This window comes from Nonomuraea sp. NPDC048881 (assembly GCF_040649795.1).
Lineage (GTDB): Bacteria > Actinomycetota > Actinomycetes > Streptosporangiales > Streptosporangiaceae > Nonomuraea.
The window spans coordinates 30959-57576 of record NZ_JBEZGC010000011.1 but is presented as its reverse complement, the minus strand read 5'-3'; the positions used below and the strand labels follow the sequence as shown (position 1 = coordinate 57576).

27 protein-coding genes are annotated in these 26618 nt (G+C 72.4%); 14 read left to right on the top strand and 13 right to left on the bottom strand.

Annotation, left to right across the window (positions count from 1 at the left end; translation table 11 throughout):
• Window positions 1-20: 20 nt before the first annotated feature.
• A complete protein-coding gene (locus AB0C33_RS33685) occupies window positions 21-464 on the bottom strand; it encodes an NUDIX domain-containing protein (RefSeq protein WP_358294710.1) in 444 nt (147 codons plus the stop codon).
• Between the two features lie 113 nt (window positions 465-577).
• On the opposite strand from AB0C33_RS33685, the gene AB0C33_RS33680 reads away from it, so the two are divergent.
• Entirely contained in the window at window positions 578-2155 is a 1578-nt protein-coding gene (locus AB0C33_RS33680) for an alkaline phosphatase family protein (protein WP_358294708.1), read from the top strand.
• 38 nt (window positions 2156-2193) lie between these two features.
• Here the strand turns inward: AB0C33_RS33680 and AB0C33_RS33675 are convergent, their stop codons facing one another.
• Together AB0C33_RS33675 and AB0C33_RS33670 are read right to left on the bottom strand one after the other, a co-directional pair.
• The gene (locus AB0C33_RS33675) at window positions 2194-2664 is read right to left on the bottom strand and encodes a TspO/MBR family protein (RefSeq protein ID WP_358294706.1); all 471 of its coding nucleotides are present in this window, start codon (window positions 2662-2664) and stop codon (window positions 2194-2196) included.
• A gap of 35 nt (window positions 2665-2699) precedes the next feature.
• Window positions 2700-2984: a helix-turn-helix domain-containing protein gene (locus AB0C33_RS33670; RefSeq protein ID WP_358294704.1), complete on the bottom strand. Its 285-nt coding sequence runs from the start codon at window positions 2982-2984 to the stop codon at window positions 2700-2702.
• 104 nt (window positions 2985-3088) lie between these two features.
• On the opposite strand from AB0C33_RS33670, the gene AB0C33_RS33665 reads away from it, so the two are divergent.
• Entirely contained in the window at window positions 3089-3970 is an 882-nt protein-coding gene (locus AB0C33_RS33665) for a TIGR03620 family F420-dependent LLM class oxidoreductase (RefSeq protein WP_358294702.1), read from the top strand.
• A gap of 66 nt (window positions 3971-4036) precedes the next feature.
• Window positions 4037-4999 (top strand): SDR family NAD(P)-dependent oxidoreductase, encoded by a 963-nt coding sequence (locus AB0C33_RS33660; protein ID WP_358294700.1) that lies wholly within the window; start codon window positions 4037-4039, stop codon window positions 4997-4999.
• Window positions 5000-5041: 42 nt separating this feature from the next.
• Here the strand turns inward: AB0C33_RS33660 and AB0C33_RS33655 are convergent, their stop codons facing one another.
• Window positions 5042-5674, bottom strand: coding sequence for a DUF47 family protein (locus AB0C33_RS33655; RefSeq protein WP_352360497.1), 633 nt, complete (start codon window positions 5672-5674; stop codon window positions 5042-5044).
• Entirely contained in the window at window positions 5671-6621 is a 951-nt protein-coding gene (locus tag AB0C33_RS33650; RefSeq protein ID WP_358294698.1) for an inorganic phosphate transporter, read from the bottom strand. The genes AB0C33_RS33655 and AB0C33_RS33650 overlap by 4 nt, the downstream gene beginning before the upstream one ends.
• A gap of 143 nt (window positions 6622-6764) precedes the next feature.
• Here AB0C33_RS33650 and AB0C33_RS33645 point away from each other — a divergent pair, with 143 nt between their 5' ends.
• From AB0C33_RS33645 to purU, 4 genes are read left to right on the top strand one after another with little or no spacing between them, the layout of a single operon-like run.
• Window positions 6765-7862 (top strand): aminotransferase class V-fold PLP-dependent enzyme, encoded by a 1098-nt coding sequence (locus AB0C33_RS33645; RefSeq protein ID WP_358294695.1) that lies wholly within the window; start codon window positions 6765-6767, stop codon window positions 7860-7862.
• 7 nt (window positions 7863-7869) lie between these two features.
• A complete protein-coding gene (locus tag AB0C33_RS33640) occupies window positions 7870-8793 on the top strand; it encodes a LysR family transcriptional regulator (protein WP_352360491.1) in 924 nt (307 codons plus the stop codon).
• A complete protein-coding gene (locus AB0C33_RS33635) occupies window positions 8790-11177 on the top strand; it encodes an FAD-dependent oxidoreductase (RefSeq protein ID WP_358294693.1) in 2388 nt (795 codons plus the stop codon). The genes AB0C33_RS33640 and AB0C33_RS33635 overlap by 4 nt, the downstream gene beginning before the upstream one ends.
• A complete protein-coding gene (purU, locus tag AB0C33_RS33630; protein WP_358294691.1) occupies window positions 11174-12028 on the top strand; it encodes a formyltetrahydrofolate deformylase in 855 nt (284 codons plus the stop codon). Before AB0C33_RS33635 ends, purU begins: the two co-directional genes overlap by 4 nt.
• Before the next feature lie 15 nt (window positions 12029-12043).
• Here the strand turns inward: purU and AB0C33_RS33625 are convergent, their stop codons facing one another.
• The 3 genes from AB0C33_RS33625 to AB0C33_RS33615 are packed head-to-tail and all read right to left on the bottom strand — an operon-like array spanning window position 12044 to window position 15259.
• Complete coding sequence (locus AB0C33_RS33625) at window positions 12044-12394, bottom strand: VOC family protein (protein WP_358294689.1); 351 nt, start codon at window positions 12392-12394, stop codon at window positions 12044-12046.
• Window positions 12391-13191 carry an AraC family transcriptional regulator gene (locus AB0C33_RS33620; RefSeq protein WP_358294687.1) on the bottom strand — a complete coding sequence of 267 codons (801 nt, stop codon included), beginning with the start codon at window positions 13189-13191 and terminating at the stop codon, window positions 12391-12393. Before AB0C33_RS33620 ends, AB0C33_RS33625 begins: the two co-directional genes overlap by 4 nt.
• A gap of 10 nt (window positions 13192-13201) precedes the next feature.
• Window positions 13202-15259, bottom strand: coding sequence for a prolyl oligopeptidase family serine peptidase (locus AB0C33_RS33615; RefSeq protein WP_358294685.1), 2058 nt, complete (start codon window positions 15257-15259; stop codon window positions 13202-13204).
• Window positions 15260-15539: 280 nt separating this feature from the next.
• Between AB0C33_RS33615 and AB0C33_RS33610 the strand changes: the two genes are divergently transcribed.
• From AB0C33_RS33610 to AB0C33_RS33600, 3 genes are read left to right on the top strand one after another with little or no spacing between them, the layout of a single operon-like run.
• Complete coding sequence (locus AB0C33_RS33610; RefSeq protein ID WP_352322827.1) at window positions 15540-16049, top strand: HNH endonuclease; 510 nt, start codon at window positions 15540-15542, stop codon at window positions 16047-16049.
• Between the two features lie 45 nt (window positions 16050-16094).
• Window positions 16095-16922 carry a GNAT family N-acetyltransferase gene (locus AB0C33_RS33605; RefSeq protein ID WP_358294683.1) on the top strand — a complete coding sequence of 276 codons (828 nt, stop codon included), beginning with the start codon at window positions 16095-16097 and terminating at the stop codon, window positions 16920-16922.
• Between the two features lie 9 nt (window positions 16923-16931).
• Window positions 16932-17144, top strand: a complete 213-nt coding sequence (locus tag AB0C33_RS33600; RefSeq protein WP_358294681.1) for a zinc ribbon domain-containing protein — start codon at window positions 16932-16934, stop codon at window positions 17142-17144.
• 962 nt (window positions 17145-18106) lie between these two features.
• Here AB0C33_RS33600 and AB0C33_RS33595 read toward each other — a convergent pair.
• The 3 genes from AB0C33_RS33595 to AB0C33_RS33585 all read right to left on the bottom strand — a co-directional run bounded on the left by AB0C33_RS33595 (window position 18107) and on the right by AB0C33_RS33585 (window position 21412).
• Window positions 18107-18604, bottom strand: coding sequence for a WYL domain-containing protein (locus tag AB0C33_RS33595; protein WP_357980526.1), 498 nt, complete (start codon window positions 18602-18604; stop codon window positions 18107-18109).
• A 74-nt stretch (window positions 18605-18678) separates the two neighbouring features.
• Window positions 18679-20517, bottom strand: coding sequence for a dihydroxy-acid dehydratase (gene ilvD, locus AB0C33_RS33590; RefSeq protein WP_358294679.1), 1839 nt, complete (start codon window positions 20515-20517; stop codon window positions 18679-18681).
• An 85-nt stretch (window positions 20518-20602) separates the two neighbouring features.
• On the bottom strand, window positions 20603-21412 hold the full coding sequence (locus tag AB0C33_RS33585) for a thioesterase family protein (protein WP_358294677.1): 810 nt from the start codon (window positions 21410-21412) through the stop codon (window positions 20603-20605).
• A gap of 81 nt (window positions 21413-21493) precedes the next feature.
• Between AB0C33_RS33585 and AB0C33_RS33580 the strand changes: the two genes are divergently transcribed.
• Entirely contained in the window at window positions 21494-22195 is a 702-nt protein-coding gene (locus AB0C33_RS33580; RefSeq protein WP_358294676.1) for a TetR/AcrR family transcriptional regulator, read from the top strand.
• A gap of 24 nt (window positions 22196-22219) precedes the next feature.
• On the opposite strand, the gene AB0C33_RS33575 is transcribed toward AB0C33_RS33580, so the two are convergent.
• Entirely contained in the window at window positions 22220-23047 is an 828-nt protein-coding gene (locus AB0C33_RS33575; protein WP_358294674.1) for a nuclease-related domain-containing protein, read from the bottom strand.
• Between the two features lie 139 nt (window positions 23048-23186).
• On the opposite strand from AB0C33_RS33575, the gene AB0C33_RS33570 reads away from it, so the two are divergent.
• Genes AB0C33_RS33570 through AB0C33_RS33560 form a run of 3 tightly spaced genes read left to right on the top strand, consistent with a single transcriptional unit; the run spans window position 23187 to window position 25415 of the window.
• The gene (locus AB0C33_RS33570) at window positions 23187-24593 is read left to right on the top strand and encodes an amidase (protein ID WP_358294672.1); all 1407 of its coding nucleotides are present in this window, start codon (window positions 23187-23189) and stop codon (window positions 24591-24593) included.
• 53 nt (window positions 24594-24646) lie between these two features.
• Window positions 24647-24937, top strand: coding sequence for a hypothetical protein (locus tag AB0C33_RS33565; RefSeq protein ID WP_358294670.1), 291 nt, complete (start codon window positions 24647-24649; stop codon window positions 24935-24937).
• A gap of 7 nt (window positions 24938-24944) precedes the next feature.
• Window positions 24945-25415: a DUF5130 family protein gene (locus AB0C33_RS33560; RefSeq protein WP_358294668.1), complete on the top strand. Its 471-nt coding sequence runs from the start codon at window positions 24945-24947 to the stop codon at window positions 25413-25415.
• A gap of 232 nt (window positions 25416-25647) precedes the next feature.
• On the opposite strand, the gene AB0C33_RS33555 is transcribed toward AB0C33_RS33560, so the two are convergent.
• Entirely contained in the window at window positions 25648-26598 is a 951-nt protein-coding gene (locus AB0C33_RS33555) for a hypothetical protein (RefSeq protein ID WP_358294666.1), read from the bottom strand.
• Window positions 26599-26618: the final 20 nt, after the last annotated feature.

The following is a 26618-nucleotide window of genomic DNA, read 5'->3' as shown; positions in this document are numbered from 1 at the left end:
CGGCGGGTTCAGCGGCGGGGTCAGCGGCGGGCGGCGGCGCGCAGGGCGGCCACCACGGCGGCCAGTTCCGGCGGCTCGACGCCGTACGGCAACTCCTCGGCCCAGGTGTGACCGCGGTAGACGCCGAGCTCCTCCTCGGTGAGCGCGGCGGGGGTCACCCGCGGGCGCGCCTCGTCGAAGGTGGCCAGGAAGAACGGCTCGGTCTTCACGTAGCGCACGCCCAGCCAGGAGAAGTCGCGCTCGACGTCCACCCGGTGCTCGCCGACGGCCGAGCCGGGCAGCCCGGTCTCCTCGGCCAGCTCGCGCCGGGCCGCCTCCAGCGGCGTCTCGCCCGGATCGAGGCCGCCGCCCGGCGGTTCCCACACGTCCGTGCCGCTGACCGGGTCGTACCAGTGCATGAGCAGGACGCGCCCGTCGCGGTCGAGGCAGACGACGCGGGCGGCGGGACGTTGGCTACTGCCCATTTGGGCCCCCTTTTCCCTCTATGGCGTCCATCGGAAAGACGCTATTCACGCACCCGCCTGACGCTGGAGATCCTTCAGCCGGATCACCCCAGCACTCAGCGAGGAGTACGTCCATGCAACGATGGCGCATCCTGCCCGCTCTCGTGGCCGCGGCCGTGTCGGTCCCCGCGCCGGCGGCCCTGGCGAACCAGGCGGCCGATCCCGCACCCGCTCCCGAGGGCAAGGTCCTCAACGGCGCGACCGCCCTGGCCGCGCCCGTGCCCGTCCCCGACGTCCCGAACGGCATCAGCAGCGACAAGGTCCTGGTCATCGGCCTCGACGGGTTACGACACGACCGCATCGCCCCCGCCGACGCCCCCAACCTCGACGCCCTGATCAGCGGCGGCACGTTCGGCACGAGCCTGCTCTACACCAGCCCGATGGCCGCCACCTCCAGCGGCCCCGGCTGGTCCACGATCGCCACCGGCGTCTGGCCCGACCTGCACGGCGTCAAGGACAACACCTTCGCCGGCAAGCACTACGACCGCTACCCCGACTTCCTGACCCGGCTGGAGAACACCGGCGCCGGCCACTCCACCTACGCCGCCCTCGACTGGAAGCCGCTCGCCGACCAGGGCACCTTCGGCCCCCGGATCGACGCCAGGGTGGTCCTGGACGGCGACGCCGACGGCTACCCGGCCGAGGACGAGCGCCTCACCCAGGTCAGCGAGACCGTCCTGCGCACGAAGAACCCGGACGCCGCCTTCGTCTACCTGGGCGCGATCGACATCGCCGGGCACGGCAGCGGCGCCGCCTCGGCCGCCTACCTGACCGCGATCCACGACGCCGACGCCCGGATCGGCCGGCTGCTGGCCGCGGTCAGGGCCAGGCCGACGTACGCGAGCGAGCGCTGGACGGTGATCGTGGCCACCGACCACGGGCACACCGACGCGGGCGGGCACGGCGGGTCCTCGATCGAGGAACGCCGCACGTTCGTCCTGGCGTCCGGGCCGGGCGTCGCCGCCGGGGCGCGGCCGGCTGACACGCGCCTGGTGGACGTGACGGCCGCGGTCTTCACCGGGCTGGGGCTGGCCGTGCCGGGCGGGATCGACGGCCGGCGCGTCGATGTCAGGACCGGCGACCCGTTCGAGGGCGTCGCGCTGTCCGGCAGGACCGACGAGACCGGCATCCCGGCCGGCGTGCTCGGCTACTCGCACACGCCGCCCGCGGGCTGGTCGGCGGACGCGTCCAGGATGCCGTCAGGGGGCGTTCAGGAGTGGCGCGGCTGGGCGTTCACCACCGACGAGTTCTGGTCGCGGGCGGCCCGTGACCAGCAGCGGGAGCTGAACGTCCGGTCCAGGGGCACCTTCGCGGTGGCCGACTCCGACGAATGGGACGACAAGGCGCACGGGACCGGGACGTTCGACTCGACGCTCGTCTCGCCCGCCTACACCGTGACCGGCCGGACGTCCGTCACCCTCGCCTACGCCACCCACTACCGCGTGGACGGCGCGCAGAAGGCGCAGGTGCTCGTGTCGTTCGACGGCGGCGCGGACACGCTGGTGAAGAACTACACGGCCGACGCGGCCGCCAGGAACGAGTCGCTCGCGGTGGCCGTGCCGGCCGGGGCCAGGTCGATGAGGGTCAAGTTCCACTACTTCGACGCGACCAACAACTGGCACTGGGCGGTGGACGACCTGCGCGTCTCCTGACCGCGCGGGCGGGGCCCCGCCTTCGGGCGGGGTTCCGGTCAGGGGTTGCGGGCGGCGATGGAGGCGTTGAGCGCGGTGGCGAAGGCCGTCCAGCCGACGTAGGGCAGCAGGGCCAGCCCGGCGCGGCGGTCGGCGCGCAGGAAGCGGCGCAGCAGCACGAGGTTGGCCGCGTCGAGCGCGACGATGTCGGCCAGCGCCAGGCGCGGGGAGCGGGCGCCGAAGAACAGCGGGGTCCAGGCGGCGTTGAGCGCGAGGTTGGCGCCCAGGGCGCGGGCCAGGCCGGCCCGGTCGTCGCCGCTGGTCAGGGCGCGCGCGCCGGCGTAGGCGATGAGGGCGTAGACCGGCGTCCAGACCAGGCCGAACGCCTGGCTGGGCGGCTGCCAGCGGGGCTTGCGCAGCCGGCGGTACCAGGCCGAGCCGGAGGAGGTGGCCAGGCTGCCGAGCGTGGCCGTGACGGTGACCGCGGCCGTGGTGGCGAGGAGGTTACGGGCGAACGGGCGCATCTGCATGGGCCTGCCCCTACCCGCCAGGGCCGCCGCATGCCCTAGGCGCCCTCCGGCTCCTCGACGACGAGGGCGAGCAGGCCGGGGAAACGTTCGTCGAACTCCGCGCGGCGCAGCCGGTTGAGCCGGCGGGCACCTTCGTCGCGCTGCTCCAGCAGGCCGACCTGGCGCAGCACCCCGAAGTGGTGGCTGAGCGTGGACTTGGCCACCGGCAGGTGGGCGAACGTGCCGCAGGCGCGCGCCCAGTCGGGCTCCCCGGCCAGCTCGCGGACGATGCGGCGGCGGACCGGGTCGCCGAGCGCGTCGAGGGCGGCCTGCAGAGACACCTCGACGGGCGAGGTGTGGGTCAGGCCGCGCGTTCTGTTCGATGGCGGTCGAACATTGGTGTAGTGTTCCATCTCGATCGAACATTCTAGTCGAGGGAGCGGCCATGGAGACCGGGCACTTCGGGGTGTGGCATCCGCTGATCGGCAAGGCCCCCGCCGAGCAGGCGCGGCGCGCGGCGGCAGAGATCGAGCGGCTGGGCTACGGCTCCGTGTGGATCAACGAGGGCCGGCAGAGCAAGGAGCCGCTCACCACCGCGGCCGTCCTGCTCGCCGCCACCACCCGCGTCGCGGTCGCGACCGGCATCGCCAGCATCTGGGGCCGCGACGCGACGGGCATGACGGCGGGCGCGAAGACGCTGGCCGACGCCTTCCCCGGCCGTTTCGTGCTGGGCATCGGGGTCAGCCACGGCCCGCTGGTCGGCAGCCGCGGCCACGCCTACGACAAGCCGCTGAGCGCGATGCGCGCCTACCTCGACGGCATGGACGCCGCCGAGGAGGGCCTGCCCGCGGCGAGGGCGCCCCGGCTGCTGGCGGCGCTGCGGCCCCGGATGCTGGAGCTGTCCAGAGACCGGGCCGACGGCGCCCACACCTACTTCGTGCCGCCCGAGCACACCGAGCAGGCCCGCCGCGTCCTCGGCGCCAACCGGCTGCTGGTGCCCGAGCAGGCCGTGGTGCTGGAGACCGACCCGGGAAAGGCCCGCGAGATCGCCCGCGCCCACCTGGCCTACTACCTGACCCTGCCCAACTACCTGGGCAACCTGCGCGCCCTGGGCTTCACCGACGCCGACTTCGCGGGCGGCGGCAGCGACCGGCTGGCCGACGCCATCGTGGCCTGGGGCGACGAAGGGCAGGTCGCCGCGCGGTTGCGGGCCCACCTCGACGCCGGGGCCGACCACGTGGCCGTCCAGCCGCTGTCGCCGGGCGCCCCCGACCTCGACGACGCCCTGAGCCGGCTCCAGCGCCTGGCCCCGGCCCTCGGCCTCTGATCCGGGCGGGCGGGCCCGGCGGGTCGGTTTGACTTAGAGCGCACTTCAGTTCGTAACGTCGGTCCCATGACAACGCCTCAGCACAGGATCGGTTCGGGTTTCGGCGCGAGAAGCACCGCGGACGAGGTGCTCAAGGGCATCGACCTCACCGGCAGGGTCGCGCTCGTCACCGGCGGCTACTCCGGCCTCGGCCTGCAGACCACCCGCGCGCTCAGCGAGGCCGGAGCCCAGGTCGTCGTCCCGGCCCGGCGTCGCGGCGCGGCCGAGGAGGCCCTGGCCGGCATCGACCGCGTCGAGGTGGGCGAGCTCGACCTGGGCGACCTCGACAGCGTGCGGCGCTTCGCCGAGGAGTTCCTGGCCTCCGGCCGCGACCTGCACCTCGTGATCAACAACGCCGGCATCATGGCCTGTCCCGAGACGCGGGTCGGCCCCGGCTGGGAGGCCCAGTTCGCCACCAACCACCTCGGCCACTACGCGCTGGTCAACCGCCTGTGGCCGGCCGTCGAGCGCGGCGGCGGCCGGGTCGTGGCCGTCTCCTCCGCCGGCCACCGGCGCTCCGGCATGCGCTGGGACGACGTGATGTTCGACCGCGGCTACGACAAGTGGCAGGCCTACGGCCAGGCCAAGACGGCCAACGTGCTGTTCGCCGTGCACCTCGACGCCCTGGCCGAGGACGCGGGGGTGCGGGCGTTCGCGGTGCACCCCGGCGGCATCCTGACCCCGCTCCAGCGCCACCTGACCAAGCAGGAGATGGTCGAGGCGGGCTGGATCGACGAGCAGGGCAACCAGCTCAACACCAGCTTCAAGACCCCTGAGCAGGGCGCGGCCACCCAGGTGTGGGCGGCCACCTCGCCGCAGCTCGACGGCATGGGCGGGGTCTACTGCGAAGACTGCGACATCGCCGAGCCGGCCGACGGCTCCGGCGGCGGGGTCCATCCCCATGCCACCGACCCCGAGCAGGCCGCCCGCCTGTGGCGGTTGTCGGCCGAGCTGACCGGCGTCGACGCCTTCGCCGGGCGGGCGGGCTGAGGGCTGGTGCAGCGCCCCGAGGACCAGCCGCCCGCCTGACGGTCAGCGTTTCATGGCGCCGTCGGCGATGGCGTCCGCCGCCTCGCCGATGGCCATGCCCACGATCTCCAGGCGGCGCACCAGCTCGCGCTGCTTGAGTGCGTCCGAGGTGACCTCGCCGGAGAAGATCCGGGAGATCTCGTACTGGTACATGCGCCGGATCGCGCCGCCGGCCTTCTTGGCCTCCAGGGCGTCCTGCACCACCGCCGAGGGCCGGGCGGCCAGGCCGCGCACGGCGCTCTCCAGGGCGTCGATGCCCACGATGACCTGGTCGAGCAGCGGCGTGAAGCGGATCTGGTCGGGCACCCGGTACAGGTGCGACTCGCGCACGAAGTCCCGCAGCGAGTCCAGCACGTCGTCGATCGAGCGCGACAGGCGGAACAAGTCCTCGGGGTCGATGGGCGTGACCAGCGCGGTCTTGAGCTCCTCGACCAGGCGGGCGCGCTCCTCGTCGCCGAGGTGCTCGATCGCGCGCATCCGCTCGTGCGCGCCGGTCCTGCCCACCTCGCCGCCGATCATGGCCATCGCCAGCCACGCGCCCTGCTTGGTGGCCTTGAGCTGGCCGAGCAGGGCGCCGGTGAGCGCGCCGTCCATGCGGCCGGTCATGAGGTCACGGATCCGGCGCCATCGCTTCACCACGTCCCCCTCAGCCCCTTCAGGACGAACGCCGCCGTCGCGGCCAGCAGGCCGCTCAGCGGGAGCGTCAGCAGCCAGGCCACGACGATCTTGACGGCGGCGTACCAGCGGACCCGGCCGCCGCCCTGCGCCACCCCGGCGCCGACCAGCCCGCCGGCCACGGCCTGGGTCATGCTCACGGGCATACCCACCGCGGCGCAGGCGAGCACGGCGGTGCCCGCGGCCAGTTCGGCCGCGACGCCGTGCGCGGGCCGGGAGACGATGATCTCGCGGCTCAGCGTACGGCCCGCCCTGGGCAGCCCGTAGAGCGCGCCGAGCCCGAACAGCACCGCCACCAGCGAGGTGCAGGCCAGGGGCGCGCCCTGGAAGCCGAGCGCGATCATGAAGACGGCCAGCATCTTCTGCCCGTCGTTGGCCGCGTAGGCGAGCGTCTGGAGCAGGAACCCGGCCCAGTGCCAGCGGGCCAGGCCGGGCGCGTCGGTCACCCGGACGAGCAGCCGGATGAGCAGCCACGACAGCAGCGCCCCCACGAACGGCGCGGCCAGCCCGAAGACCAGCACGAGCGCCACCGAGCCGCCCGACACCGGCAGCCCCCACCCCAGCCCGGCCCCGGTGAGCCCGCCCACCACGGCCAGCGTGAGGCTGGTCGGCCGGCCCTTCGCGCTGAGCGTGAACACCACCGCCAGCGCGCAGAGCACGGCCACGGTCATCGCGGCCTGGCCGCCGGGGGCGTGGAAGCCCGCCAGCCGGTTCACGAACGTCAGCGCCACCTGGTGGGTGACCAGCGGGACCACCGTGACGAGCAGCACGAGCGCGAGGATGCCGACGGCCGGCCTGATCACCGGCAGCTTGAGCCCGGTCGCCAGCAGCGCCCCGCCGTCGTTGATCCCGGACACGACGGCGAACAGCCCCGCGACCCCGATCAGTACGACGGTCTCCAACGGCACGTGTCCCATCCCAGTCGGCGCTGCTCGGCACGGACAAGCCCGATTCCCTTATGGCCCTCATAGGTGAAAGGCGGCTGTCCCGTGCGGCGCCACCCCGGATAGCGTCCGTAATGCCCGATAACTACCCAAGATCGAGTGGATTGATGGACGAAGAACTCATTCTGTTGAATCCCGGGCCCGCATGTACGTCGAAGCGGGTCAAGGACGCCCTGCTTCGCGGCGACCTCTGCCACCGCGAGCCCGAGTTCACGGAGTTGCTGTTCAGGATCCGCGAGGCCCTGCCCCGGTGCCTGAACCTCGGCGGCACGCACGAGGCGCTGCTGGTCACCGGGTCGGGAACCGCGGCCATGGAGATGGCGGTCATCAGCTCCGTCCGCGCGGGACGCGGCGTGCTCGTCGTGAACAACGGCGTCTACGGCGACCGCATGATCAAGATCGCGAAGGCGCACGGCATCCCGTTCCACGAGGTCAGGAGCGACTGGACGGTCCCGGCCGACCCCGAGGCCGTCCGGGCGGCACTCGCCGGGCGCGACGACGTGGACGCCGTGGTCTGCGTGCACCACGAGACCACGACCGGCCTGATCAACCCGATCAAGGAGATCGGCGAGGTCGTGGCCGAGCACGGCGCGCTGTTCGTGATCGACGCGATCAGCGGCACCGCGATCGAGGACCAGGACCTGGCGCAGGTCAGGGCGGACGTCGTCTGCGGCACCGCCAACAAGGGCCTGCACGGGCTGCCCGGCATGTCGTTCATCCTGTGCAGCGAGGCCGCGATCGAGCGGATCCAGGAGGCGCCCGCGCGCAGCCTCTACCTCAACGCCGCCAGCTACCTGGCCGGTCAGCGCAAGGGCGACGTGCCGTTCACCCCTGCCGTGCAGGTCTGCTACTCCCTCGACGAGGCGATCAAGGAGTACGAGGAGGCGGGCGGCTTCGCGGCACGGACCCGGCTGTACCGCGAGCGGGCGGCCCTCGTCCGCGGCCAGTTCGCGCGGCTCGGCCTGCAAATCCTCGTTGATGAACAATTCAGATCAAACACCGTAACAATGCTTCATCTCCCCGAAAACGTAACTTATGCGGCGCTTCATGATGAGCTCAAAAAGCGCGGTTACGTTATCTACGCCGGTCAGGGGCAACTTTCCGCGGACTTCTTCAGGATCTGCACGATGGGCGAGATCCCCTGGCACCGGCTGGAACAGCTCGAGGACGCGCTCCGAGAGTCGATCGAGGCAGCTAGGGGTTGACGACGACATGCAGCTCAACCTGCACCGGCTCTGGATCTTCATGACGGTCGTGGAGTGCGGCGGCTTCTCGGCCGCCGCGCAGAAGCTCTACCTCAGCCAGCCGTCCGTGTCACACCAGGTCAGGCAGCTTGAGCAGGCGCTGCGCGCCACACTGATCGACCGCAGCGGCGCCCGCATCAGGCTCACCCCCGAGGGCGAGGTGATGCTGGAGTACGCCAGGCGGGTGTTCCTGCTGGCCGACGAGGCCGTGGCCGCCATCCGGCAGGTCTCCGGGCTGCAGACCGGCAAGCTGGTCGCGGGAGGCACCACCACCGTCGGCACGTACCTCCTGCCGCCGTTGCTGGCCGCCTTCCGCGACCGTCATCCGGGCATCGAGCTCGGCATCCAGGTCGGCAACGGCCAGCGGGTCGAGCGCGGCCTGGTGGACGGCGAGATCGGCGTCGCGGTGCTGGCCGGCGAGCCCGGCGCGGCGCAGCTCGTCAGCGAGCCGATCCTGGAGGACCGGCTCGTCGTCATCACCCAGCCGGGCCACCGGCTGTCCAGCAAGGGCCGCGCCGAGCCCGCCGACCTGACGGGCGAGTTCTTCCTCATCCGCGAGCCCGGCTCCTCCACCCGCGAGCTGCAGGAGCAGGCGCTGGAGACGTGGGGGCTCGAAGAGGCCGGCCGCAGCGAGATCTGGGGCCCGGAGACGATCAAGCAGGCGGTCGCCGCGGGGCTCGGCGTCTCGCTGGTGTCCGAGCACTGCGTCGAGCAGGAGCTCGCCGACGGGCGGCTGGCGGCCCTGGAGGTGCTGCCCGCGCCCAAGCCCCGCCCCATCGTGCTGGCCCACCGCCGCGACCGGCTGCTGGGGCCCGCCGAGCAGGCCTTCATCGCCATGCTGCGCAACGTCCGCAGCTGGCCGGGGATCAATCGCTTGAGGAGCATCTCTTGACATCCCTGCCCTCCCGGGCACAGGTCGTGATCATCGGCGGCGGCATCGCGGGCTGCAGCGTGGCCTACCACCTGGCCCAGCTGGGCTGGACCGACGTCGTGCTGCTCGAACAGGGGCAGCTCTCCTGCGGCACCACATGGCACGCCGCCGGGCTCGTCGGCCAGCTCCGCAGCACCGAGAGCATGACCAGGCTGATCAAGTACAGCACCGACCTGTACGCCCGCCTGGAGGCCGAGACCGGCTTCGGCACCGGCTGGAAGCAGTGCGGCAGCGTCAGCGTGGCCCGCACCCCCGAGCGCATGACCCAGTTGCGACGCACCACGGCCGCCGCCCGGAACTACGGCATCCAGGCCGAGGTCGTCAGCGCGCGCGAGGCGGGCGAGCTGTGGCCGGTCATGCGCACCGACGACCTGGTGGGCGGGGTCTGGCTGCCCGGCGACGGCAAGGCCAACCCCGCGGACCTCACGCAGGCGCTGGCCAGGGGAGCCCAGCGGCACGGCGTCCAGGTGATCGAGCGGGTCCGGGTCACCGGCGTCACCGTGCGCGACGGCGCCGTGCGCGGCGTGCACACCTCCGAGGGCCACATCGAGACCGAGGTGCTGGTCAACTGCGCCGGGCAGTGGGCCAAGGAGGTCGGCAGGATGGCCGGCGCGACCGTCCCGCTGCACTCGGCCGAGCACTACTACGTGGTCACCGAGCGCATCCCCGGCGTGCGCCCCGACCTGCCCGTGCTGCGCGACCCCGACGGCTACGCCTACCTCAAGGAGGAGGTCGGCGGCCTGGTCGTGGGCGGCTTCGAGCCGGACGCCAAGCCCTGGGGCATGGACGGCATCCCCCACCCCTTCGAGTTCCAGCTGCTGGAGGCGGACTGGGACCAGTTCGCGATCATCATGGAGAACGCGATCCAGCGCGTCCCGGCGCTGGAGAGCGCCGGGATCAGGATGTTCTACAACGGGCCGGAGAGCTTCACGCCCGACAACATGTTCCTGCTCGGCGAGACCCCCGAGGTGCGCGGCCTGTTCGTCGGCGCGGGGTTCAACTCGGCCGGCATCGCCTCGGCGGGCGGCGCCGGCCGCGCGCTGGCCGAGTGGATCGTGAACGGCGAGCCGACCGGCGACCTGTGGCCCGCCGACATCCGGCGCTTCGCCCGCTGGGCCGGCAACGACACCTGGCTGCGCGACCGGGTCACCGAGACGCTGGGGCTGCACTACGCGATGTCGTGGCCGGACCGGGAGCTGGAGACCGCCCGGCCGCTGCGCCGCTCGCCGGTTCACCACCTGCTGGCGCAGGCCGGGGCGCGCTTCGGGTCGAAGATGGGCTGGGAACGGGTCAACTACTTCGGGCCCGCCACGCCGTCCACGTTCGGGCGGCCGGGATGGCAGCCGTACGTGGACGCCGAGGTGGCGGCCTGCCGGACCGCGGCGGCGCTGTTCGACCAGACGGCCTTCTCCAAGTTCGTCCTCAAGGGCCCCGAGGCCATGGAGGCGTTGCAGTGGCTGTGCACCGCCGACGTGGACGTCGAGCCCGGCCGGGTCGTCTACACCGGCCTGCTCAACGACCGGGGCGGCTACGAGTCGGACCTGACGGTGACGCGCGTGGCCCGCGACGAGTACCTGATCGTGACCGGCTCGGCCCAGACCACCAGGGATTTCGACCACATCTCCAAGGGCCTCGGCGACCGGCGGGCGGTCCTGGTGGACGTGACCGGCGCGTACGCGGTCTTCGGCGTGATGGGCCCCTCGTCCAGGACGATCCTGCAGTCGGTGTCGAAGTCCGACTTCTCCGCCTTCGACTTCGGCACGTCCCGGCTGGTCGACCTCGGCCACGCCACCGTGCGCGCCACCCGCGTCACGTACGTGGGCGAGCTGGGATGGGAGTTGTACGTGCCCGCCGAGTTCGCCGTCACCGTGCACGAGACGCTCATGGGCGCCGGCGGGCTGACCCAGGCCGGTCACTACGCCATCGAGGCCATGCGCATCGAGAAGGGCTACCGCGCCTGGGGCCGCGAGCTGGGCCCCGAGATCACCCCCGCCGCCGCCGGACTGCGTTTCACCTGCAAGAAGAGCGGAGGCTACCGGGGAGCGCGGCACGCTCTGGAGACGCCGGCGCGCAGGGTAGTCTCGATCGTGCTGGACGACCCCGCCGCACACCTGTGGGGCGGCGAGTCCCTGCTGTCCGACGGCGTCCCGGTGGGCTACGTCACCTCGGCGGCCCACAGCCCCACGCTCGGCAGGTCCGTGGCGCTGGGCTTCGTCACCGAGGTCTCGCAGGAAGGCGGCGTCACGCTGGAGAAGGTGGAGGTCGACGTGGCCGGCGACCTGTACTCTGCCCAGATCAGCCTCAAGGCGCCCTACGATCCCACGTCCGCGAGAGTGAAGGCATGAGCAGCCACGCCGAGTACATCCTGACCCTGTCCTGCCCCGACCGCCCCGGCGTGGTGGCCGCCGTCTCCGGCCTGCTGGCCGCGCACGGGTGCAACATCATCGAGAGCCAGCAGTTCGGCGACCGGGTCACCCAGCGGTTCTTCATGCGCGTGCAGTTCTCCGGCCCGCTCGGCGAGGACGAGCTGGGCGCCGCCTTCGCGGCCCTGGCCCCCGACTTCGCCATGGAGTTCAGGCTGCGCGACGTGGCCAGGAAGCCGCGCGTGCTGATCATGGTCAGCCGGTTCGACCACTGCCTCAACGACCTGCTCTACCGGGTCAGGTCGAAGACGCTCGGCATCGAGGTCGTCGCGGTCGCCTCCAACCACCCCGACCTGCGCCCGCTCACCCAGTCGTACGGCATCGACTACCACCACCTGCCGATCACGCCCGAGACCAAGCCGAGGCAGGAGGCCGAGGTGCTGGCGCTGGTCGAGCACTACCAGGTCGACCTGGTGGTGCTGGCCCGCTACATGCAGGTGCTGTCGGAGGACCTGTGCGAGAAGCTGGCCGGGCGGGCGATCAACATCCACCACTCGTTCCTGCCGTCGTTCAAGGGCGCCAAGCCCTATCACCAGGCCCACAACCGGGGCGTCAAGCTCATCGGCGCCACGGCCCACTACGTGACCTCCGACCTCGACGAGGGGCCGATCATCGAGCAGGAGGTCGCCCGGGTCAACCACAGCCACTCGCCGGACGACCTCGTGCGCATCGGGCGCGACGTGGAGTGCGTGGCGCTGGCCCGCGCCGTCCAGTGGCACGCCGAGCAGCGCGTCCTGCTCGACGGCCACAAGACCGTCGTCTTCCCCCGCTGACCGCTCTTCGAGGCTTTACGGGCGGTACGTCCCGAAGAACCAGGAGTTGCCTTCGGGGTCCTCGCAGGCGTACTCGCGCGAGCCGTACGGCTGGTCGGTGAGCTCCATGGTGATCACGGCCCCCGCGTCCCTGGCGCGATCGTGGTGGGCGTCGACGTCGTCGACCGCGATGTAGACGCCGGGCCCGCCCGGCTTCCCCCGGCCGATCATGATCAGGTCGTCCTCGACGAACAGCTCGGCGTGCTCGACGACCCCGGACTCGTCCTTCGACGACTCGTGCACCCGGAACCCGAACGCCGCGGTCAGGAAGTCGAGCGCCGCCTGCGGGTGCTCATAGCGGGCCAGTGCGTAGACAGTGCGTTTCATGGCTCCAGCATGTCCGGCGGCCCGCCCGCGGGTCTTGGACGAATCTGACCGGGCGTGGTGCCGCCGAGCACCCGGAATTCCCGGTTGAGATGGGCCTGGTCGTAGAAGCCGCACTCGGCCGCGACCGCGGCGATCGGCCTGCCGGAGCGCAGCAGCCGCGCCGCCCGGCCGAACCTGATCACCCGGGCCGCCGTCTTGGGGGCCAGCCCGACCTGGTCGTGGAAGCGGGCCACCAGATGCCGGTGGCTCCAGCCCAGCGACGCGGCCAGCGACGACACGCCGAGCCGTCCGCCCGACTCCAGCAGCCGCGCCCACGCCCACGGCAGCTCGGGGCCCACCTGCGGCCCGGCCAGGATGCGCGTGGTCAGCAGCCGGTCGGTCAGGGCCAGCCGCTCCCGCCACGACGGCGTCGCGGCCAGCCGGTCGAGCAGCTCCCCGCCCCACGGCCCGAGCACGGTCTCCACCGGGACCACCCGGCTCGTCAGGTGGCGCATCGGCAGCCCGTACAGCCGCCGCGCCCCGAACGGCGTGAGCACCACCTCCACGCCCTCGCACGGCCCCTTGACGCGGGTGACCGCGAACCGGTCGGCGAGCCCGCCCGCGAACGCCCTGACCCGCTCCCCGTAAGCCTCCATCGGCGCGCCGACGCCCAGGATGAGCACCGCCCCGGGAAGGGCGGCCTCGGCGCGCGTGACGGGCGCGGGATAGTGCTCGCTGTAGGCGCAGAGCCGGGTGACGTACGGCCGCAGCGCAGCGCTGGGGACGGCCTCGACGACGGCCGGCCCCAGGCTGCTCATGCCTGCGACACTACAGACCGGTGTGCTGGGCGAGGAAGGTCAGCGTGTCGGCCGACAGGTCGACCGTCCGGCTCACCGAGCGGGCGCCGTGGCCCACCTCGGCCTCGTTGCGCAGCAGCACCGGGCGCCCGGCCGTGGAGGCGTGCTGCAACGCCGCGCACATCTTCCAGGCGTGCAGCGGGTGCACCCGCGTGTCGGACTGGAAGACGGTGAACAACGTCGCCGGGTAGGCCACCGACTCCTCGACCCGGTGGTAGGGCGAATACCCCCACAACCAGCCGAACTGCTCGGGGTCGTCGGCGCTGCCGTACTCGACGTTCCAGGTCGCGCCGAGGCCGAACTTCTCGTACCTGATCATGTCGAGCAGCGGAGCCGAGCAGACCACGGCCGCGTACAGGTCGGGACGCTGCGTCAGCGCGGCGCCCACCAGCAGGCCGCCGTTGGAGCCGCCGGAGATGCCGAGCTGCTCGCGGGTGGTGACGCCGGTCTCGATGAGGTGCTCGGCCGCGGCGTGGAAGTCGTCGAACACGTTCTGCTTGTTGGCCAGCATGCCCGCGCGGTGCCAGTCCTCGCCCTCCTCGCCGCCGCCGCGCAGGTTGGCGATGGCGTAGACGCCGCCCGCCTCGACCCAGGCCAGGATCGAGGCCGAGTAGCCGGGGGTCATGGACAGGCCGAAGCCGCCGTAGCCGTACAGGATCGTGGGCCGGGGGCCGGGCCGCTCGTCGGCGGGGGAGATGATCAGCATCCGGACGTCGGTGCCGTCCTTGGACCGGTACACCACCTGCGACGTGCGCACCGGCGGCACCTCGACCGCGCCCGGCGAGGCGGCCCACAGCGTGGTCTCGCCCGTGCGGGCGTCGTAGCGCTGGATTGTCGGCGGCGTGGTGTTGTCGGTGTAGCCGAACCACGCCTCGAAGCCGCCCTCGGGACGCTCGGAGATGCCGCCGATCGTGCCCAGCCCCGGCGTCGGCACCGAGCCGACGCGCTCGCCGGTCGCCAGGTCGTGGACGGTGATCTCGCTGATCGCGTGGCGGGTCCAGCCCACCAGCATGACCGGGCGCTCCAGGTCGTCGAGGATGGCGAAGTCGGACAGCACCGCCTCGGGGTCCTCGGGGATCAGGTCGCGCCAGGTCTCGTAGCCGGGGTCGGCCGGGTCGGTCACGCACACCCGGCCGCGGGAGGCGTCCCTGTCGGTGTGGACGTAGAGCCGGCCGTCGCGGCCGAACACCAGGGCGGTCTGCGCGTCGACGCCCTCCTGCACGACCTTCAGGTCGGGGGCGTCGGCGGGCGAGGCGGTCAGGTCGGCCACCCACAGGTCGTTGCGCGGCGCGGTGCCCTCGTGCGCCGAGACCTGGAGCCAGTGGCCGTCGCGCGAGACGGAGACGCCGTAGTAGTTGGTCATCTTCAGCCCCTGGCCGAAGATCATCACGTCGTCCTCGGTCGAGGTGCCGACACGGTGGAGGTAGACGCGGCGGTGGAACTGCGCCTCGTTCTCCGGCACCTCGGTGCGCGGCAGCCTGCGCACGTAGTAGAACGCCTCGCCGCCGGGCAGCCAGGCGATGGGGGAGTAGCGGCAGCGGTCGATCGGGCCCTCGACGCGCATCCCGGTCGCGACGTCCATGACGTAGAGGACCGACTCCTCGTCGCCGCCCACCGAGATCTGGTACGCCAGCAGCCGCCCTTCCTTGTCGGGCTGCACGGCGTCGAGCGTGGTGAGACCGGACGGGTCGATCTCCATCGGGTCGATCAGCGCCCGCTCGGTGCCGTCGGCCTCGACCACGTAGTAGACCGCGTGCTCCTGGTCGGGCGTGCGGCGGGAGAAGAACCGGCGCTCCCCGCGCCAGGCCGGAGTCCCCACCGAGCCGGACCGCAGCAGCTCGGCGATGCGGTCCTTGAACCGCTGCTCGCCACGGCTGGCGTTGAACAGCTCGGCCTGCGCGAGCAGCCACTCCTTGGTGTCCGGGCTGTCAGGGTCCTCCAGCCACCGGTACGGGTCGGGGACGGGCGTTTCGTGCAGGATGTCGACGACGTCTTCGCGGCGTGCCGTCGGATAAGGCTCTCGCGTCATGCCAGGAACCCTACTGCCAAGGTGGGGGCGTAAAGCGCTGGTGAAGCGGGCATAAAACGTAACGTGTGTCCCTCTGGTCATTCCGGCTTGAAGATTATGGGGTGGCGGGGACGCTACGGCTAACGCCAGACTTGGTGACAGGACGGTGCCGTGGTGACCATCCGCTGGACCGTCCGGCGGAGGTCCATGTGACGGAAGCACCAGTGCCCCAGGAGGGGCCGACAGGCGGGACATGCCACGGCATGTCCCCTTTGATACGCGCGCGGCAGGGAGAGGCCCGATGACGCGCCAGGTCCTGCTGCTCAACGCCACCTACGAGCCGCTCACCACGCTCTCACTCCACCGGGCCATCGTCCTGGTGCTGCGGGAGAAGGCCGACGTCGTGCACCGCGACGGGCGGGGCGCCCAGCTCCGCTCGGCGAGTTGCACCCTCGACGTGCCTTCGGTGATCAGGCTCCGCAGATACGTCCGCATCCCCTACCGGTCCCGAATCCCGCTGACCAGGGCCGCCCTCATGCGGCGCGACGACTACCGCTGCGCCTACTGCGGGCAGCGGGCCGAGACCATCGACCACGTGATCCCGAGATCGCGCGGCGGCACCCACACGTGGGAGAACTGCGTCGCCTCGTGCACGACCTGCAACCACCGCAAGGCCGACAAATACCTGGAGGAGCTGGGATGGACGCTGCGCGTCCTCCCGGCGGTGCCGAGGGGCGCCCACTGGCGGCTCATCGGCGCCTCGCTCGTCGGCGATCCACAATGGGCACCCTACCTGGAGGCGGCGGCCTAGCAATCCCTTTGAAGCCGGAGGCCACCGCCTGCCACCATGACGGGCATGTGGACCTTCACCTCCGATCCGGAGGAATTCGCCGCGGTCGCCGAGCCGTTCCTGCTCGGCGACCCGGTCGGCAACACGGTTCCGCTGACCGTCCTGGCCAACCTGCGCGCCGGCCATCCCGCCGACGCCGCCTTCTTCGCCTGGTGGACCGCCGGGGGCCAGGTGCGCGCCGCCGCCTTCCGCACGCCGCCCGCCCCCCTGAGCCTCACGCGCATGCCCGCCGAGGCCGTCGCCCCGCTGGTCGAGGCGCTCGGCGGCGACGTGCCCATGGTCGTGGGGCCGGTCGAGGTGACGGCCGAGGTGGTCCGGCTGCTCGGCGAGCCCGACCGGACGGTGTCCGAACGGCTCTACCGTCTCGGCGCGCTCGCCGTCCCGTCCGTGCCCGGCCGCGGCCGGCTCGCCGGGCCCGGCGACTTCCCGCTGATGGTGAGCTGGTACCAGGCGTTCGGCGCCGAGGTCGGGCTCGGCGAGGCGCACGACGTCGCCGAGCGCGTCGCACAGCGGGTGGCCGGGCGCGAGCTGTTCGTGTGGGAGGCCGAGGGCGTGCCGGTCTCGGTGGCCGGGCTCGGCCGGGCGGCCGGCGGCGTGTGCCGCGTCGGACCGGTCTACACGCCGCCGTCGTGCCGCAGGAAGGGTTACGGGGCCGCGGTTGCCGCGTACGCCAGCGAAGTGGCGCTGGCCGAACGGTGCGAGCAGGTCGTGCTCTTCACCGACCTGGACAACCCGACCAGCAACGCGATCTACCGGTCGATCGGCTACGAGCCCGTCTCCGACCATGCGCACCTGACCTACGCCGGCTCCCGCTCACCGGCCACAGCGGGTTAGGCTTACCGCATGCCGCGTTACGACTTCCGCTGCCGCGCCTGCGGCTCCACGTTCGAGGTCTCCCGTCCCATGTCGGCCTCAGACGAGCCGGCGACCTGCCCGGAGGGCCACGGGGACACGGTCAAGCTGCTGTCCACCGTCTCCATGACCGGTGGCGCCGCCGCTCCCCGTCCGGCCGGCGGTGGCGGCGGCTGCTGCGGCGGAGGTTGCTGCTCCTCCTGACCGGCGGGCCTGGGTGAACGCCTCCACGGCGAGCCGGGCCGCCCGTTCCACGGTCGCCACGCCCGTCGCCATGTCCGGGCTGCGCTCCGACAGCACGGCGATGAGCAGTTCGTGCCCATTCAGCACGATCCGGCCCACGCTGTTGACCGTCCACCGCCCGTCGTGCGCGTCCACCGGCAGCCAGCCGTTCTTGAGCGCCACCTCGCCGCCGGCGGCGCTGACGCCCCACGCCTGCGACCGGTCCACCGACGACATGAGCCCCAGCGCCCATCGGCGGCTCGCGGCCGGCACCGGCCCGGCGGGGTCGGTGAGCTGCTCCAGCACCCGCACCTGGTCCGACGGGTGGCTGAGGGTCATGCCCCACGACAGGCCCGCGCCCGGCCTGGTGTCGCGCACCTCCAGTGCGCCCAGGACCCGGCTGAGCCCCTCCTGGCCGCCGACCGTCATGTACAGCTCGTGCGCGCTCTCGTTGTGGCTCTGGCGGATCATCCGGGAGGCGAGCCTGCGTTCGTACGCGCCGAGCCGCCGGTGCTCGCTCTGCCTGAGCAGTAGCAGGGCGAGCAGGATGTCCACCTTGGCCACGCTGGCCAGCACGAACGGCCTGCCCTCGGCGTAGGAGTACCGCACGCCCGTCGCGCGGTCGTACACCGACAGCGCCACCCGCCCCGGACGGCCCCGCAGCTGACGTTCCAGCGCCCGGTCGAGCGCCCGCCGCGTGGCCGGCGGCAGCAGGCGTTCCACGGCCACCGCCTGGCGGTGCGCCACGATCGGGAGCGGGGCCGGACGCGGGCCCGCCGCGCAGGCGGACACGGCGACGGGCACGACGACGGGCAGCAGGGCGGCGATGAGCGAGATCCCCCGGACGCGCATGTGCGCGAGCCTGTCACGCCCCGCACCAACGCCCGGGGGCCCGAGGGTCAAGCTTGCGGCAGGTTACGCCGCGATGATCTGCTTGCGGCAGGTCAGGCTGCGGTGGTCCGCCGGCGGCGGCGCTGGAAGGGCAGGAACCGGTCGGCCAGGTGCGGCCGCGACGGGGTCAGGGTGGGCTCGACCGCGATGATGCGGTCGAACCGGAACGCCCTGATGGCCCGCCGCATCCGGCACACGCCGACCAGGTACCAGTATTCGCGGTGGACCAGGCAGGTCACCGGCTCGACGTCGCGGGAGGTGACGGCCCCCGAGGCGTCGCGGTAGTGGAGGCGGATCATGAGGCGGCTGGTGATGGCGTCGGCGATGAGCCTGGCCCGGGAGGCGGTCTCCACGGGCAGCGGCTCGGTCAGGGTCGCGAGCGTGGTCGCGATGACGTCGTCGTCGAGCTCCAGGTGCTCGAGCGCGTGTTGCAGGCCGCGCCGTGCGGCGACGGCCTGCGGGCCCGCTCCGAGGTGAGCGAGGGAGAGGGCGATGGCGGCGATCTCGGCGGTCGTCAGCGGGCGAGTCTCGTCCTTCACGACTGTCGTCATACCCCAAGAATAGGGACGACCACCGACAATTTTCGAAAATCTGTGCGGTGGACCGGGGGTCCACCGCACCCTAACTATCGGGACAGCTGCGACAGATCACGCGAGGCGCCGGTCGAGGCGGACGTGGTCATCGCCGCGTACGCCTGCAGCGCCACGCTCACCGGACGGTTGCGGTCGCGCGGCCGGTAGCCGCCCAGGTCGGCCAGCAGCCGCTCGCGCCGCGCGGCCAGCTCGGCCTCGGGCACCCGCAGCTCCATCGACCGGCCGGGGATGTCGATGTCGATGACGTCGCCGTCCTCGACCAGCGCGATCGTGCCGCCCTCGGCCGCCTCCGGCGAGGCGTGCCCGATCGACAGCCCGGACGTGCCGCCGGAGAAGCGGCCGTCGGTGACCAGCGCGCACGCCTTGCCCAGGCCCTTGCCCTTGAGGAAGGAGGTCGGGTAGAGCATCTCCTGCATGCCGGGGCCGCCCTTGGGGCCCTCGTAGCGGATGACCACCACGTCGCCCTCCTTGACCCGCCCGCCGAGGATGCCCTCGACGGCCTGCTCCTGCGACTCGAACACCACCGCGGGCCCGCTGAACTTCCAGATCGACTCGTCGACCCCCGCGGTCTTCACCACCGCGCCGTCGCGCGAGATGTTGCCGTAGAGCACGGCCAGGCCGCCGTCGGCGCTGTAGGCGTGGTCGAGGTCGCGGATGCACCCCTGCGCGCGGTCGAGGTCGAGGGAGTCCCAGCGGTTGTCCTGCGAGTACGCCTTCACCGTGCGCACGTTGCCCGGCGCCGCGTGCCACAGCTCGACGGCCTCGGGCAGCACGGTCGGCGACTTGACGTCCCAGGCGGCCAGCGTGTCGGCCAGCGTGCCCCCGTTGACCGTGGGCACGTCGCTGTGCAGCAGCCCCGCCCGGTCGAGCTCGCCCAGGATGGCCGGGATGCCGCCGGCGCGGTGGACGTCCTCGACGTGGTACTTGCTGGTGGCCGGGGCGACCTTGCACAGGCACGGCACCCGCAGCGAGATCTCGTTGATCTCCTTGAGGCCGAAGTCGACCTCGGCCTCGCGGGCCGCGGCCAGGATGTGCAGGATCGTGTTGGTGGAGCCGCCCATCGCCACGTCGAGCGCCATGGCGTTCTCGAACGCCGCGCGGCTGGCGACCGAGCGCGGCAGCACCGACTCGTCGCCGTCCTCGTAGTAGCGGCGGGTGATCTCGACGAGCTGGCGGCCGGCGTCCTCGAAGAGCTGCTTGCGCCGCTTGTGGGTGGCCAGGATCGTGCCGTTGCCGGGCAGGGCCAGGCCCATGGCCTCGGTCAGGCAGTTCATGGAGTTGGCGGTGAACATGCCCGAGCACGAACCGCAGGTCGGGCAGGCGTTCTCCTCCATCTCCAGCAGCTCGTCGTCGGACACCGAGGCGTCGGCGGCGGCGATCATCGGGTCGATGAGGTCGAGCTTGCGGCCCGGCGTCTTGCCGGCCTCCATGGGGCCGCCGGAGACGAAGATCGTGGGGATGTTCAGCCGGAACGCGGCCAGCAGCATGCCCGGCGTGATCTTGTCGCAGTTGGAGACGCAGATCAGCGCGTCGGCGCAGTGGGCGTTGACCATGTACTCGACGGCGTCGGCGATCAGCTCGCGGGACGGCAGCGAGTAGAGCATGCCGCCGTGGCCCATCGCGATGCCGTCGTCGACGGCGATCGTGTTGAACTCGCGCGGGATCGCCCCGGCCTCGCGGATCGCGGCCGAGACGACGTCGCCGACCTCGCGCAGGTGCACGTGGCCCGGGACGAACTGGGTGAAGCTGTTGGCCACCGCGATGATGGGTTTGCCGAAGTCGCTCCCGGCTACGCCGGTCGCCCGGAGCAGGGCCCGGGCGCCGACCATGTTCCTGCCGTGGGTGACCGTACGTGACCTGAGGGCCGGCATTGTGCTTCTCCCATCATGAGGCGAGTCTTCACATGTTACGGCCACCCGCCCGGCACCTGAGACACGTGTCCACTACCCGGACGGCTCAGTCCGGCAACCGTACGGCCGCGAGCTGGGTCGCCTGGGCCACCAGCCGGCCCTTGGAGTCCCACACGTGGGCCACCTCGTCCATGCGGTCGCCGCCGACGTCCGTGGCCGACAGACGGACCCTGATCGGGCCGGGGGCGGGCAGCCGGCGGATGTAGGCCGAGAGCTGAATCGTCGGCACCCAGCCGGACAGCCCGAGGTCGAACGAGACCGGCGGCACGGGGTCGAGCGCCACCAGCAGGCTCAGCGGGTCCCAGTCGGAGCCGTCGGCCAGGCGCTGCCAGCTCGCGATCTCGCCCTTCCTGGTCGGCGCCCCGAACGCGAACGCCAGATGCGCCGGATCGACGCGCTCCTCGACCACGGCCATCAGCGGCACGGCGAAGTCCGCGCCGGGCGGGTCGGTGGGCGCGAGGAAGCAGTCCTCCTCGGCCGGCAGCTCGACCGGGGGGAGCGAGGTCCACCAGGGGTCGCCGTCGTCCAGGACGCCGAGCGTGACGTGCGACTCGACGCGCACCCTGCCCTCCTGGGCCAGCGAGACCCGTACCTGGGCCAGGCTCCGGCCGATCCGCAGCGGCTCCACGCGCACGTCCGCCGGGCCGGGCGCGGGCGGCTCGACGAAGGCGCCGCTCACGGCGGTCACGTGCGGGTGCCGCTCGCCGGCGCCGCTCTGGCAGGCGGCGCGGGCCAGCACCGCCAGCAGGTAGCCGCCGTGCAGCTTGGCGCCCACGCTCCACTGGGCGTCCAGCGTGGCGCCGAACTCGTCCGCGCCGCGGGCGACCAGCGCGGTCGCCTCCCCGAAAGTCCCCATTTTTCGCGATATCCCTTCAGATATCCGTTCAGCAGAAGGTCAGATTGACACCGTCAACCTGACGGCGTCAATCTGAGATCCATGACCGCTGCGAGACGTGTGCGCGCCCGGCGCGGAGAAGGCGGCCTGCTGCGGGAGGAGATCCTGCGCGCGGCCGAGCACCTGCTGACCGAGTCCGGCAGCGAGGACGCCCTCACCCTGCGCGCCGTCGCCCAGCGCGCCGGGGTGTCCACGCCCTCGGTCTACCTGCACTTCGCCGACAGAGAGGCGCTGCTGGAGGCCGTCTGCCTGCGCGTGTGGGACGAGTTCGGCCGGATGTTCAGCGAGAACCTGACGGGCGACCCGTTCCTCGCGCTCGGCCGCTGCGGACGGGCCTACGCCCGCTTCGCCCTCGACCATCCCGTGCAGTACCGGGTGCTGATGATGCGGCCCTCGGCCGTGCAGGGCGTGCCGCCGGCCGCCGCCGCGTGCTTCCGCCACATGGTGGACGCCGTCGCCGCCTGCGTGGCGGCCCGCGTGCTCGAAGGCGATCCCGAGGAGCTGGCGCTCGGCCTCTGGTCGGCCGTGCACGGCTGCGTCTCGCTGCTCATCGCCCAGCCGTCCTTCCCCTGGCCCGAGGACCGGGAGGCGCTGATCGACCACATCGTCCGCATCGCCGGGGTGGGCACGGCCCTGCTGTCCCGCCTGCCGGACGCGCTGCCGCCCAGCGGCGTGCTGGCCGCCGAGTTGGACGACTTCGGCGCCCGGCTGTCGGCGGGCGTGAAAAAACCCCGCGGAGCGTGACTCCGCGGGGTCGGCCGGCCTGTCCTAGCCCTCGCCGTACCGGGCGGGCAGGACCTGGGCGGCGATGTCGTAGAGCCGGTCGATCTCGGCCGGGGTCAGCGCCCGCTCGCGCTTGGTGATCCACTTGCGCGCCCGGTCGCCCTGGTAGACGTCCACGCCGCGGATGGTCATGATCTTCCACGGCACGGGCGGCCCGTAGATGGCCAGGGACGGCACGACGACGACCTCGCGGCCGAACGCCTTGCTGATCAGCTCGCTGGCCTGGGACGCCTCCCATTTGGCCTCGGTCAGCCTCGGCTTCATGTCGAACGGGCCGTGGAAGAGCTTCTTGCCCGACTGGACGCGGACGGGAAGCCGTTTGTCCCACTTCTCGGAGTCCACGGCGTAGACGCCGGTCGGCCCCACCACGAGGTGGTCGATCTGGGCCTCGCTGCCGGGGATCGCCCTGGCGTGCAGGGTGCGGTAGCCGCTGCGCTCCAGGCTGCGGAGCTGCCCCTCGGTACGCCGCTCGGCCACGGACGCGCGCCGCCACGCGGGCACCGTGGAGTGGGACCGCGCGCGGTAGACCGCTTCGAAAATGGCCGCGACCACCCCGGCGGTAACGCCCAGACGCCAGTCGCGCAGCAGGAAACCCACCACGATCGCCACGCCGATCGCCACGAGCGCGCGGTTGCGCATGCGGCGGAACCGCGGCTCCTGGAGCAGGTCACGCACGGACGCGCGTTCCACGGGCGCGTAGGTGGTGGTGGGCGCCGATGGTGTCGCGGCGGCGGTGCGCTCGCCCTCTGGCCGGTCGCTCACCCAGATGGGTGACGCGTTGTGACCGTCTTCTCGCTGGTTGTCGGAGTCCACGTAACTCACCGTAGCTCGGAGATCGGAATGATTCCTAGTGTTGACCTGTCCATAGTTTTATGGCCCAGCTCATCGTGTTCCACTCATGTTTTCGGGGTATGTCTTACGTTCTTCTCTAGAGATGCCTAGTGTGCCGATCGTGCGAGAAATACACGAGCTTTCCGCGCTCGAGCAGGCCCGGGCCGTCCGCGACCGTGACGTCTCACCGGTCGAGCTCGCCCAGCACTATCTCGACCGGATCGAGCGGATCGATCCCTCGGTCGGCGCGTACGTCACCGTGACCGCCGAACAGGCGCTCGACCAGGCGCGCCGCCTGGAGAAAGAGCTGCCTGACGGGCCGCTGGCCGGGGTGCCGATCCCGGTCAAGGACCTCAATCTGGTCAAGGACGTGCCGATCACCTTCGGATCGGCGGTCTACCGGGGGTTCGTCGCGCCGGTGGACGACACCGTCGTGACGCGGCTGCGCGAGGCCGGCACGGTCATGCTGGGCAAGACCGCCACCCCCGAGTTCGGGCTGCCCTGCTACACCGAGACCGACGTCTCGCCGCCCGCCCGCTCGCCCTGGGACCTCGGCACGTCGGCCGGCGGGTCCAGCGGGGGAGCGGCCGCCGCCGTGGCCGCCGGGCTGGCGCCGGCCGCCCAGGGCAGCGACGGCGCGGGCTCGATCCGCATCCCGGCGTCCGCATGCGGCCTGTACGGCATCAAGCCCACCCGCGGCCGGATCAGCTTCGCCCCGATCATCCCCGACCTGGCCGGCATGTCCACGAACGGCCCGATCGCCCGTACCGTCGCCGACGCCGCGGCCCTGCTCGACGTCATGGCGCACAACGAGCCCGGCGACCTCTACCTCGCGCCCCGGCACGAGGGCACGTACCTCGCCTGCGCCGGCCGCGACCCCGGACGGCTGCGCATCGCCCGCTACGCCGACCCCGTCGTGCCGGGGGCCGAGGTCGATCCCGAGGTGCTGGCCGCGTACGAGGGCGCCGCCGCGATCCTCGCCGGCCTCGGGCACGAGGTCGTGGAGATCCCCAGGCCGTTCGGCGCGGACCTCGTGCCGCAGTTCGTCACCCTCTGGTACACCTTCGCCTGCATGCACCCGGTCGCCGACGACCAGGGGCACCTGCTCAGGCCGCTCACCCGGTGGCTGCGCGAGCGCGGCCTGGCCACCACCGCCCCCGCGTTCCTCCAGGCCCAGGCCGCCCTCCAGCTCGCCACCCGGGGCGCGCTCACGATCACGAACGCCTACGACGCGGTGCTCACCCCGACCCTCACCCAGCCGCCCAGGCCGGTCGGCTGGTTCGAGGACGTGGACGACGTCGAGGAGACCTTCGAACGCATGAAGCGCTTCGCCGCCTTCCCGGCGATCTACAACGTCAGCGGCCAGCCCGCGGTCAACCTGCCGCTGCACTGGAGCGCCGAGGGCCTGCCGATCGGCGTCATGCTGGCCGGGCGGATCGGCGGCGAGGGCACCCTGATCTCGCTGTCGGCCCAGGTCGAGGCGGCTGTGGGCGGGTTCTGGGGGGAGCGGCGGCCGTCCGTCTGGTAGGAGGGGCCCGTACGGGTCTGGCCGGGCACCCGCCGGAGGATTACGTTCGTCGTGTGAACAGCGCGGCGGAAAGTCTGCTCTTTCTCATCGGGGTGTCCTTGGGGCTGTTCGTACTGATCAGCCTGCTGGTCATGGTGCCGGGGCGGGGCTCGTCCCGGGTGGCGGAGCCGGGCCCGGTGTGGCTGGGCGGGCCGTCCGGGAGCGAGCACGGCGTGAGCACGTCGACCCGGGTGCTGGCCGACGGCGCCGCCCCCTGGGCACGGACGCCCGAACCCGACTGGGCGGCCGCGGCCATGGCCGTCGAGCCGGACGAACACCTCGGCGGCGCCTCGGCAGGCTGGTGACACAACGATGCACCCCCCGAACCACCCCTCAGAGCAGCCTTTGGAGCGACCCCTGACACGGTCATCGACACAGGCTTCGGCGCAGACACCGATGCGGACGCGGACCCGTGCGCCCAGGCGGGCACTGACGACGGCTCAAGTCGACGATCTCAGGAGGGCCGTCCAGAGGGCCGAGCGGCGCAGCGGGCTGCGCTTCGGCGTGTTCCTGGGCGAGCCGGTCGGCGCGCGACGGCACTTCGCCGAGCGCCTGCACACCGCCCTGGGCGCTGAGTCGGCCGACGCCGTGATCGTGTTCGTCGATCCGGCGGGACACGCCCTGGAGATCGTCACCGGCGCGAACGCGAGGCGGCGGCTGAGCGACGGCGCCTGCCGGCTCACCGCCCTGTCGATGGCCACCGCCTTCAGCGCGGGCGACCTGATCGGCGGCCTCCTGTACGGCATCACCGCCCTCGCCGACCAAGCCACCCCCCACCACTAATGGCACCACCGGGTCGGCCACGCTCTCACGTGCCCCCTTCCGTGCCGGGCACACCACCGCCGTCGGCTCAGGTGTGCTGTGTCCTGCGGCAGCTCAGGGGGGCGGTCCTTTCGGGACTGGATGTGCCGTTGCCTCAGCCTGTGTGCGCTGTGCCTGGCGACGGGCAGGCGTGCCGTCCCCCCGCACCCCGAGGGGGACGTGCCCGTCGGCTCAGGTGTGTTCGGGGGTGTGGTCAGGCGCGTTGCAGCAGGGTGACGACGTGGTCGCTGACGCCGGCGAGCAGGCTGGACGGTTCGATCGGCGCTCCGGCCACGGCCGAGAACAGGGCGGGCAGCCCCGGCAGCGGGAAATCGTCGTCCTTGGCGGCCGCGGCGCCCACCACGTTCTTGTCCAGCGCCGTCCGGCTGCGCTCCCAGGCGTCGAGCACCTCCTCGGGCGACGGCACCCCGAACCCGTGCCCGACGGGCGCCGCGTGCCGCAGCCGGACGAGCGGCGTCTCGGCGAAGGTCAGCGCGGTACGGGCGCGTACCTGCAGGTCGGCGCGGGGCTCGGGGTCGATCCAGTCCATGGCCGTGCAGGGGTTGCGGCAGGTCGCGACGCAGACCGCGAGCGCGCCCGCCAACTGGCTGTGCTGCCGGTCGAAGTAGGCTCGCCAGCCCTCGCCGGGTTCGACCGACACCCGCAGCGTGCGGTTCGTGGCCGACTGCTCGGACTTGGTGTGGTCGCACTCACGGTCGCCGATCACGCCGAACCTGCTTCCGGGCGCGCTCAGCCCGGCGGGCCAGCGGGCCGGGTCGCCGGCGTGGCCGAGCTGCGGCTCGAACGCCAGCAGCGGCAGGTATTCGCTGGCGATGTGCACGGCCGCGATCATGGGGCTCAGCTCCCGCCGGTGCCAGCGGACGGCGATCACCTCGAGCAGCAGGCCGTAGGCGGGCTTGAGCGACTCCAGGGCTCCGCGCGGCTGCTCCCGCGGCGTCTGCGGCATGTGGCAGGCGCGGGCGAGCCGGCGCAGGTCGGCCGGTACGGACCTGGCCTCGGCGGCGAAGTCCTCGGCGTCGAGCGAGAGCAGCCGCTGCCCGAACTCGCACACGTCGGAGATCTCGGCCGTGGGGGCGAGCGCCCCCAGATCGGCGAAGGCGTACCGGCGGGCGAGGGCGATCAGCAGCTCACGAGTCGAATCCACGCGAAGACTTTCTCACGATC

Excerpts from the sequence above, each read along its gene's own strand:
- AB0C33_RS33685 (WP_358294710.1), bottom strand. The coding sequence starts at position 464 with ATGGGCAGTAGCCAACGTCCCGCCGCCCGCGTCGTCTGCCTCGACCGC.
- AB0C33_RS33680 (WP_358294708.1), top strand. The coding sequence starts at position 578 with ATGCAACGATGGCGCATCCTGCCCGCTCTCGTGGCCGCGGCCGTGTCG.
- AB0C33_RS33675 (WP_358294706.1), bottom strand. The coding sequence starts at position 2,664 with ATGCAGATGCGCCCGTTCGCCCGTAACCTCCTCGCCACCACGGCCGCG.
- AB0C33_RS33665 (WP_358294702.1), top strand. The coding sequence starts at position 3,089 with ATGGAGACCGGGCACTTCGGGGTGTGGCATCCGCTGATCGGCAAGGCC.
- AB0C33_RS33660 (WP_358294700.1), top strand. The coding sequence starts at position 4,037 with ATGACAACGCCTCAGCACAGGATCGGTTCGGGTTTCGGCGCGAGAAGC.
- AB0C33_RS33645 (WP_358294695.1), top strand. The coding sequence starts at position 6,765 with ATGGACGAAGAACTCATTCTGTTGAATCCCGGGCCCGCATGTACGTCG.
- AB0C33_RS33640 (WP_352360491.1), top strand. The coding sequence starts at position 7,870 with ATGCAGCTCAACCTGCACCGGCTCTGGATCTTCATGACGGTCGTGGAG.
- purU (WP_358294691.1), top strand. The coding sequence starts at position 11,174 with ATGAGCAGCCACGCCGAGTACATCCTGACCCTGTCCTGCCCCGACCGC.
- AB0C33_RS33625 (WP_358294689.1), bottom strand. The coding sequence starts at position 12,394 with ATGAAACGCACTGTCTACGCACTGGCCCGCTATGAGCACCCGCAGGCG.
- AB0C33_RS33620 (WP_358294687.1), bottom strand. The coding sequence starts at position 13,191 with ATGAGCAGCCTGGGGCCGGCCGTCGTCGAGGCCGTCCCCAGCGCTGCG.
- AB0C33_RS33615 (WP_358294685.1), bottom strand. The coding sequence starts at position 15,259 with ATGACGCGAGAGCCTTATCCGACGGCACGCCGCGAAGACGTCGTCGAC.
- AB0C33_RS33610 (WP_352322827.1), top strand. The coding sequence starts at position 15,540 with ATGACGCGCCAGGTCCTGCTGCTCAACGCCACCTACGAGCCGCTCACC.
- AB0C33_RS33605 (WP_358294683.1), top strand. The coding sequence starts at position 16,095 with ATGTGGACCTTCACCTCCGATCCGGAGGAATTCGCCGCGGTCGCCGAG.
- AB0C33_RS33600 (WP_358294681.1), top strand. The coding sequence starts at position 16,932 with ATGCCGCGTTACGACTTCCGCTGCCGCGCCTGCGGCTCCACGTTCGAG.
- AB0C33_RS33595 (WP_357980526.1), bottom strand. The coding sequence starts at position 18,604 with ATGACGACAGTCGTGAAGGACGAGACTCGCCCGCTGACGACCGCCGAG.
- ilvD (WP_358294679.1), bottom strand. The coding sequence starts at position 20,517 with ATGCCGGCCCTCAGGTCACGTACGGTCACCCACGGCAGGAACATGGTC.
- AB0C33_RS33585 (WP_358294677.1), bottom strand. The coding sequence starts at position 21,412 with ATGGGGACTTTCGGGGAGGCGACCGCGCTGGTCGCCCGCGGCGCGGAC.
- AB0C33_RS33580 (WP_358294676.1), top strand. The coding sequence starts at position 21,494 with ATGACCGCTGCGAGACGTGTGCGCGCCCGGCGCGGAGAAGGCGGCCTG.
- AB0C33_RS33560 (WP_358294668.1), top strand. The coding sequence starts at position 24,945 with ATGCACCCCCCGAACCACCCCTCAGAGCAGCCTTTGGAGCGACCCCTG.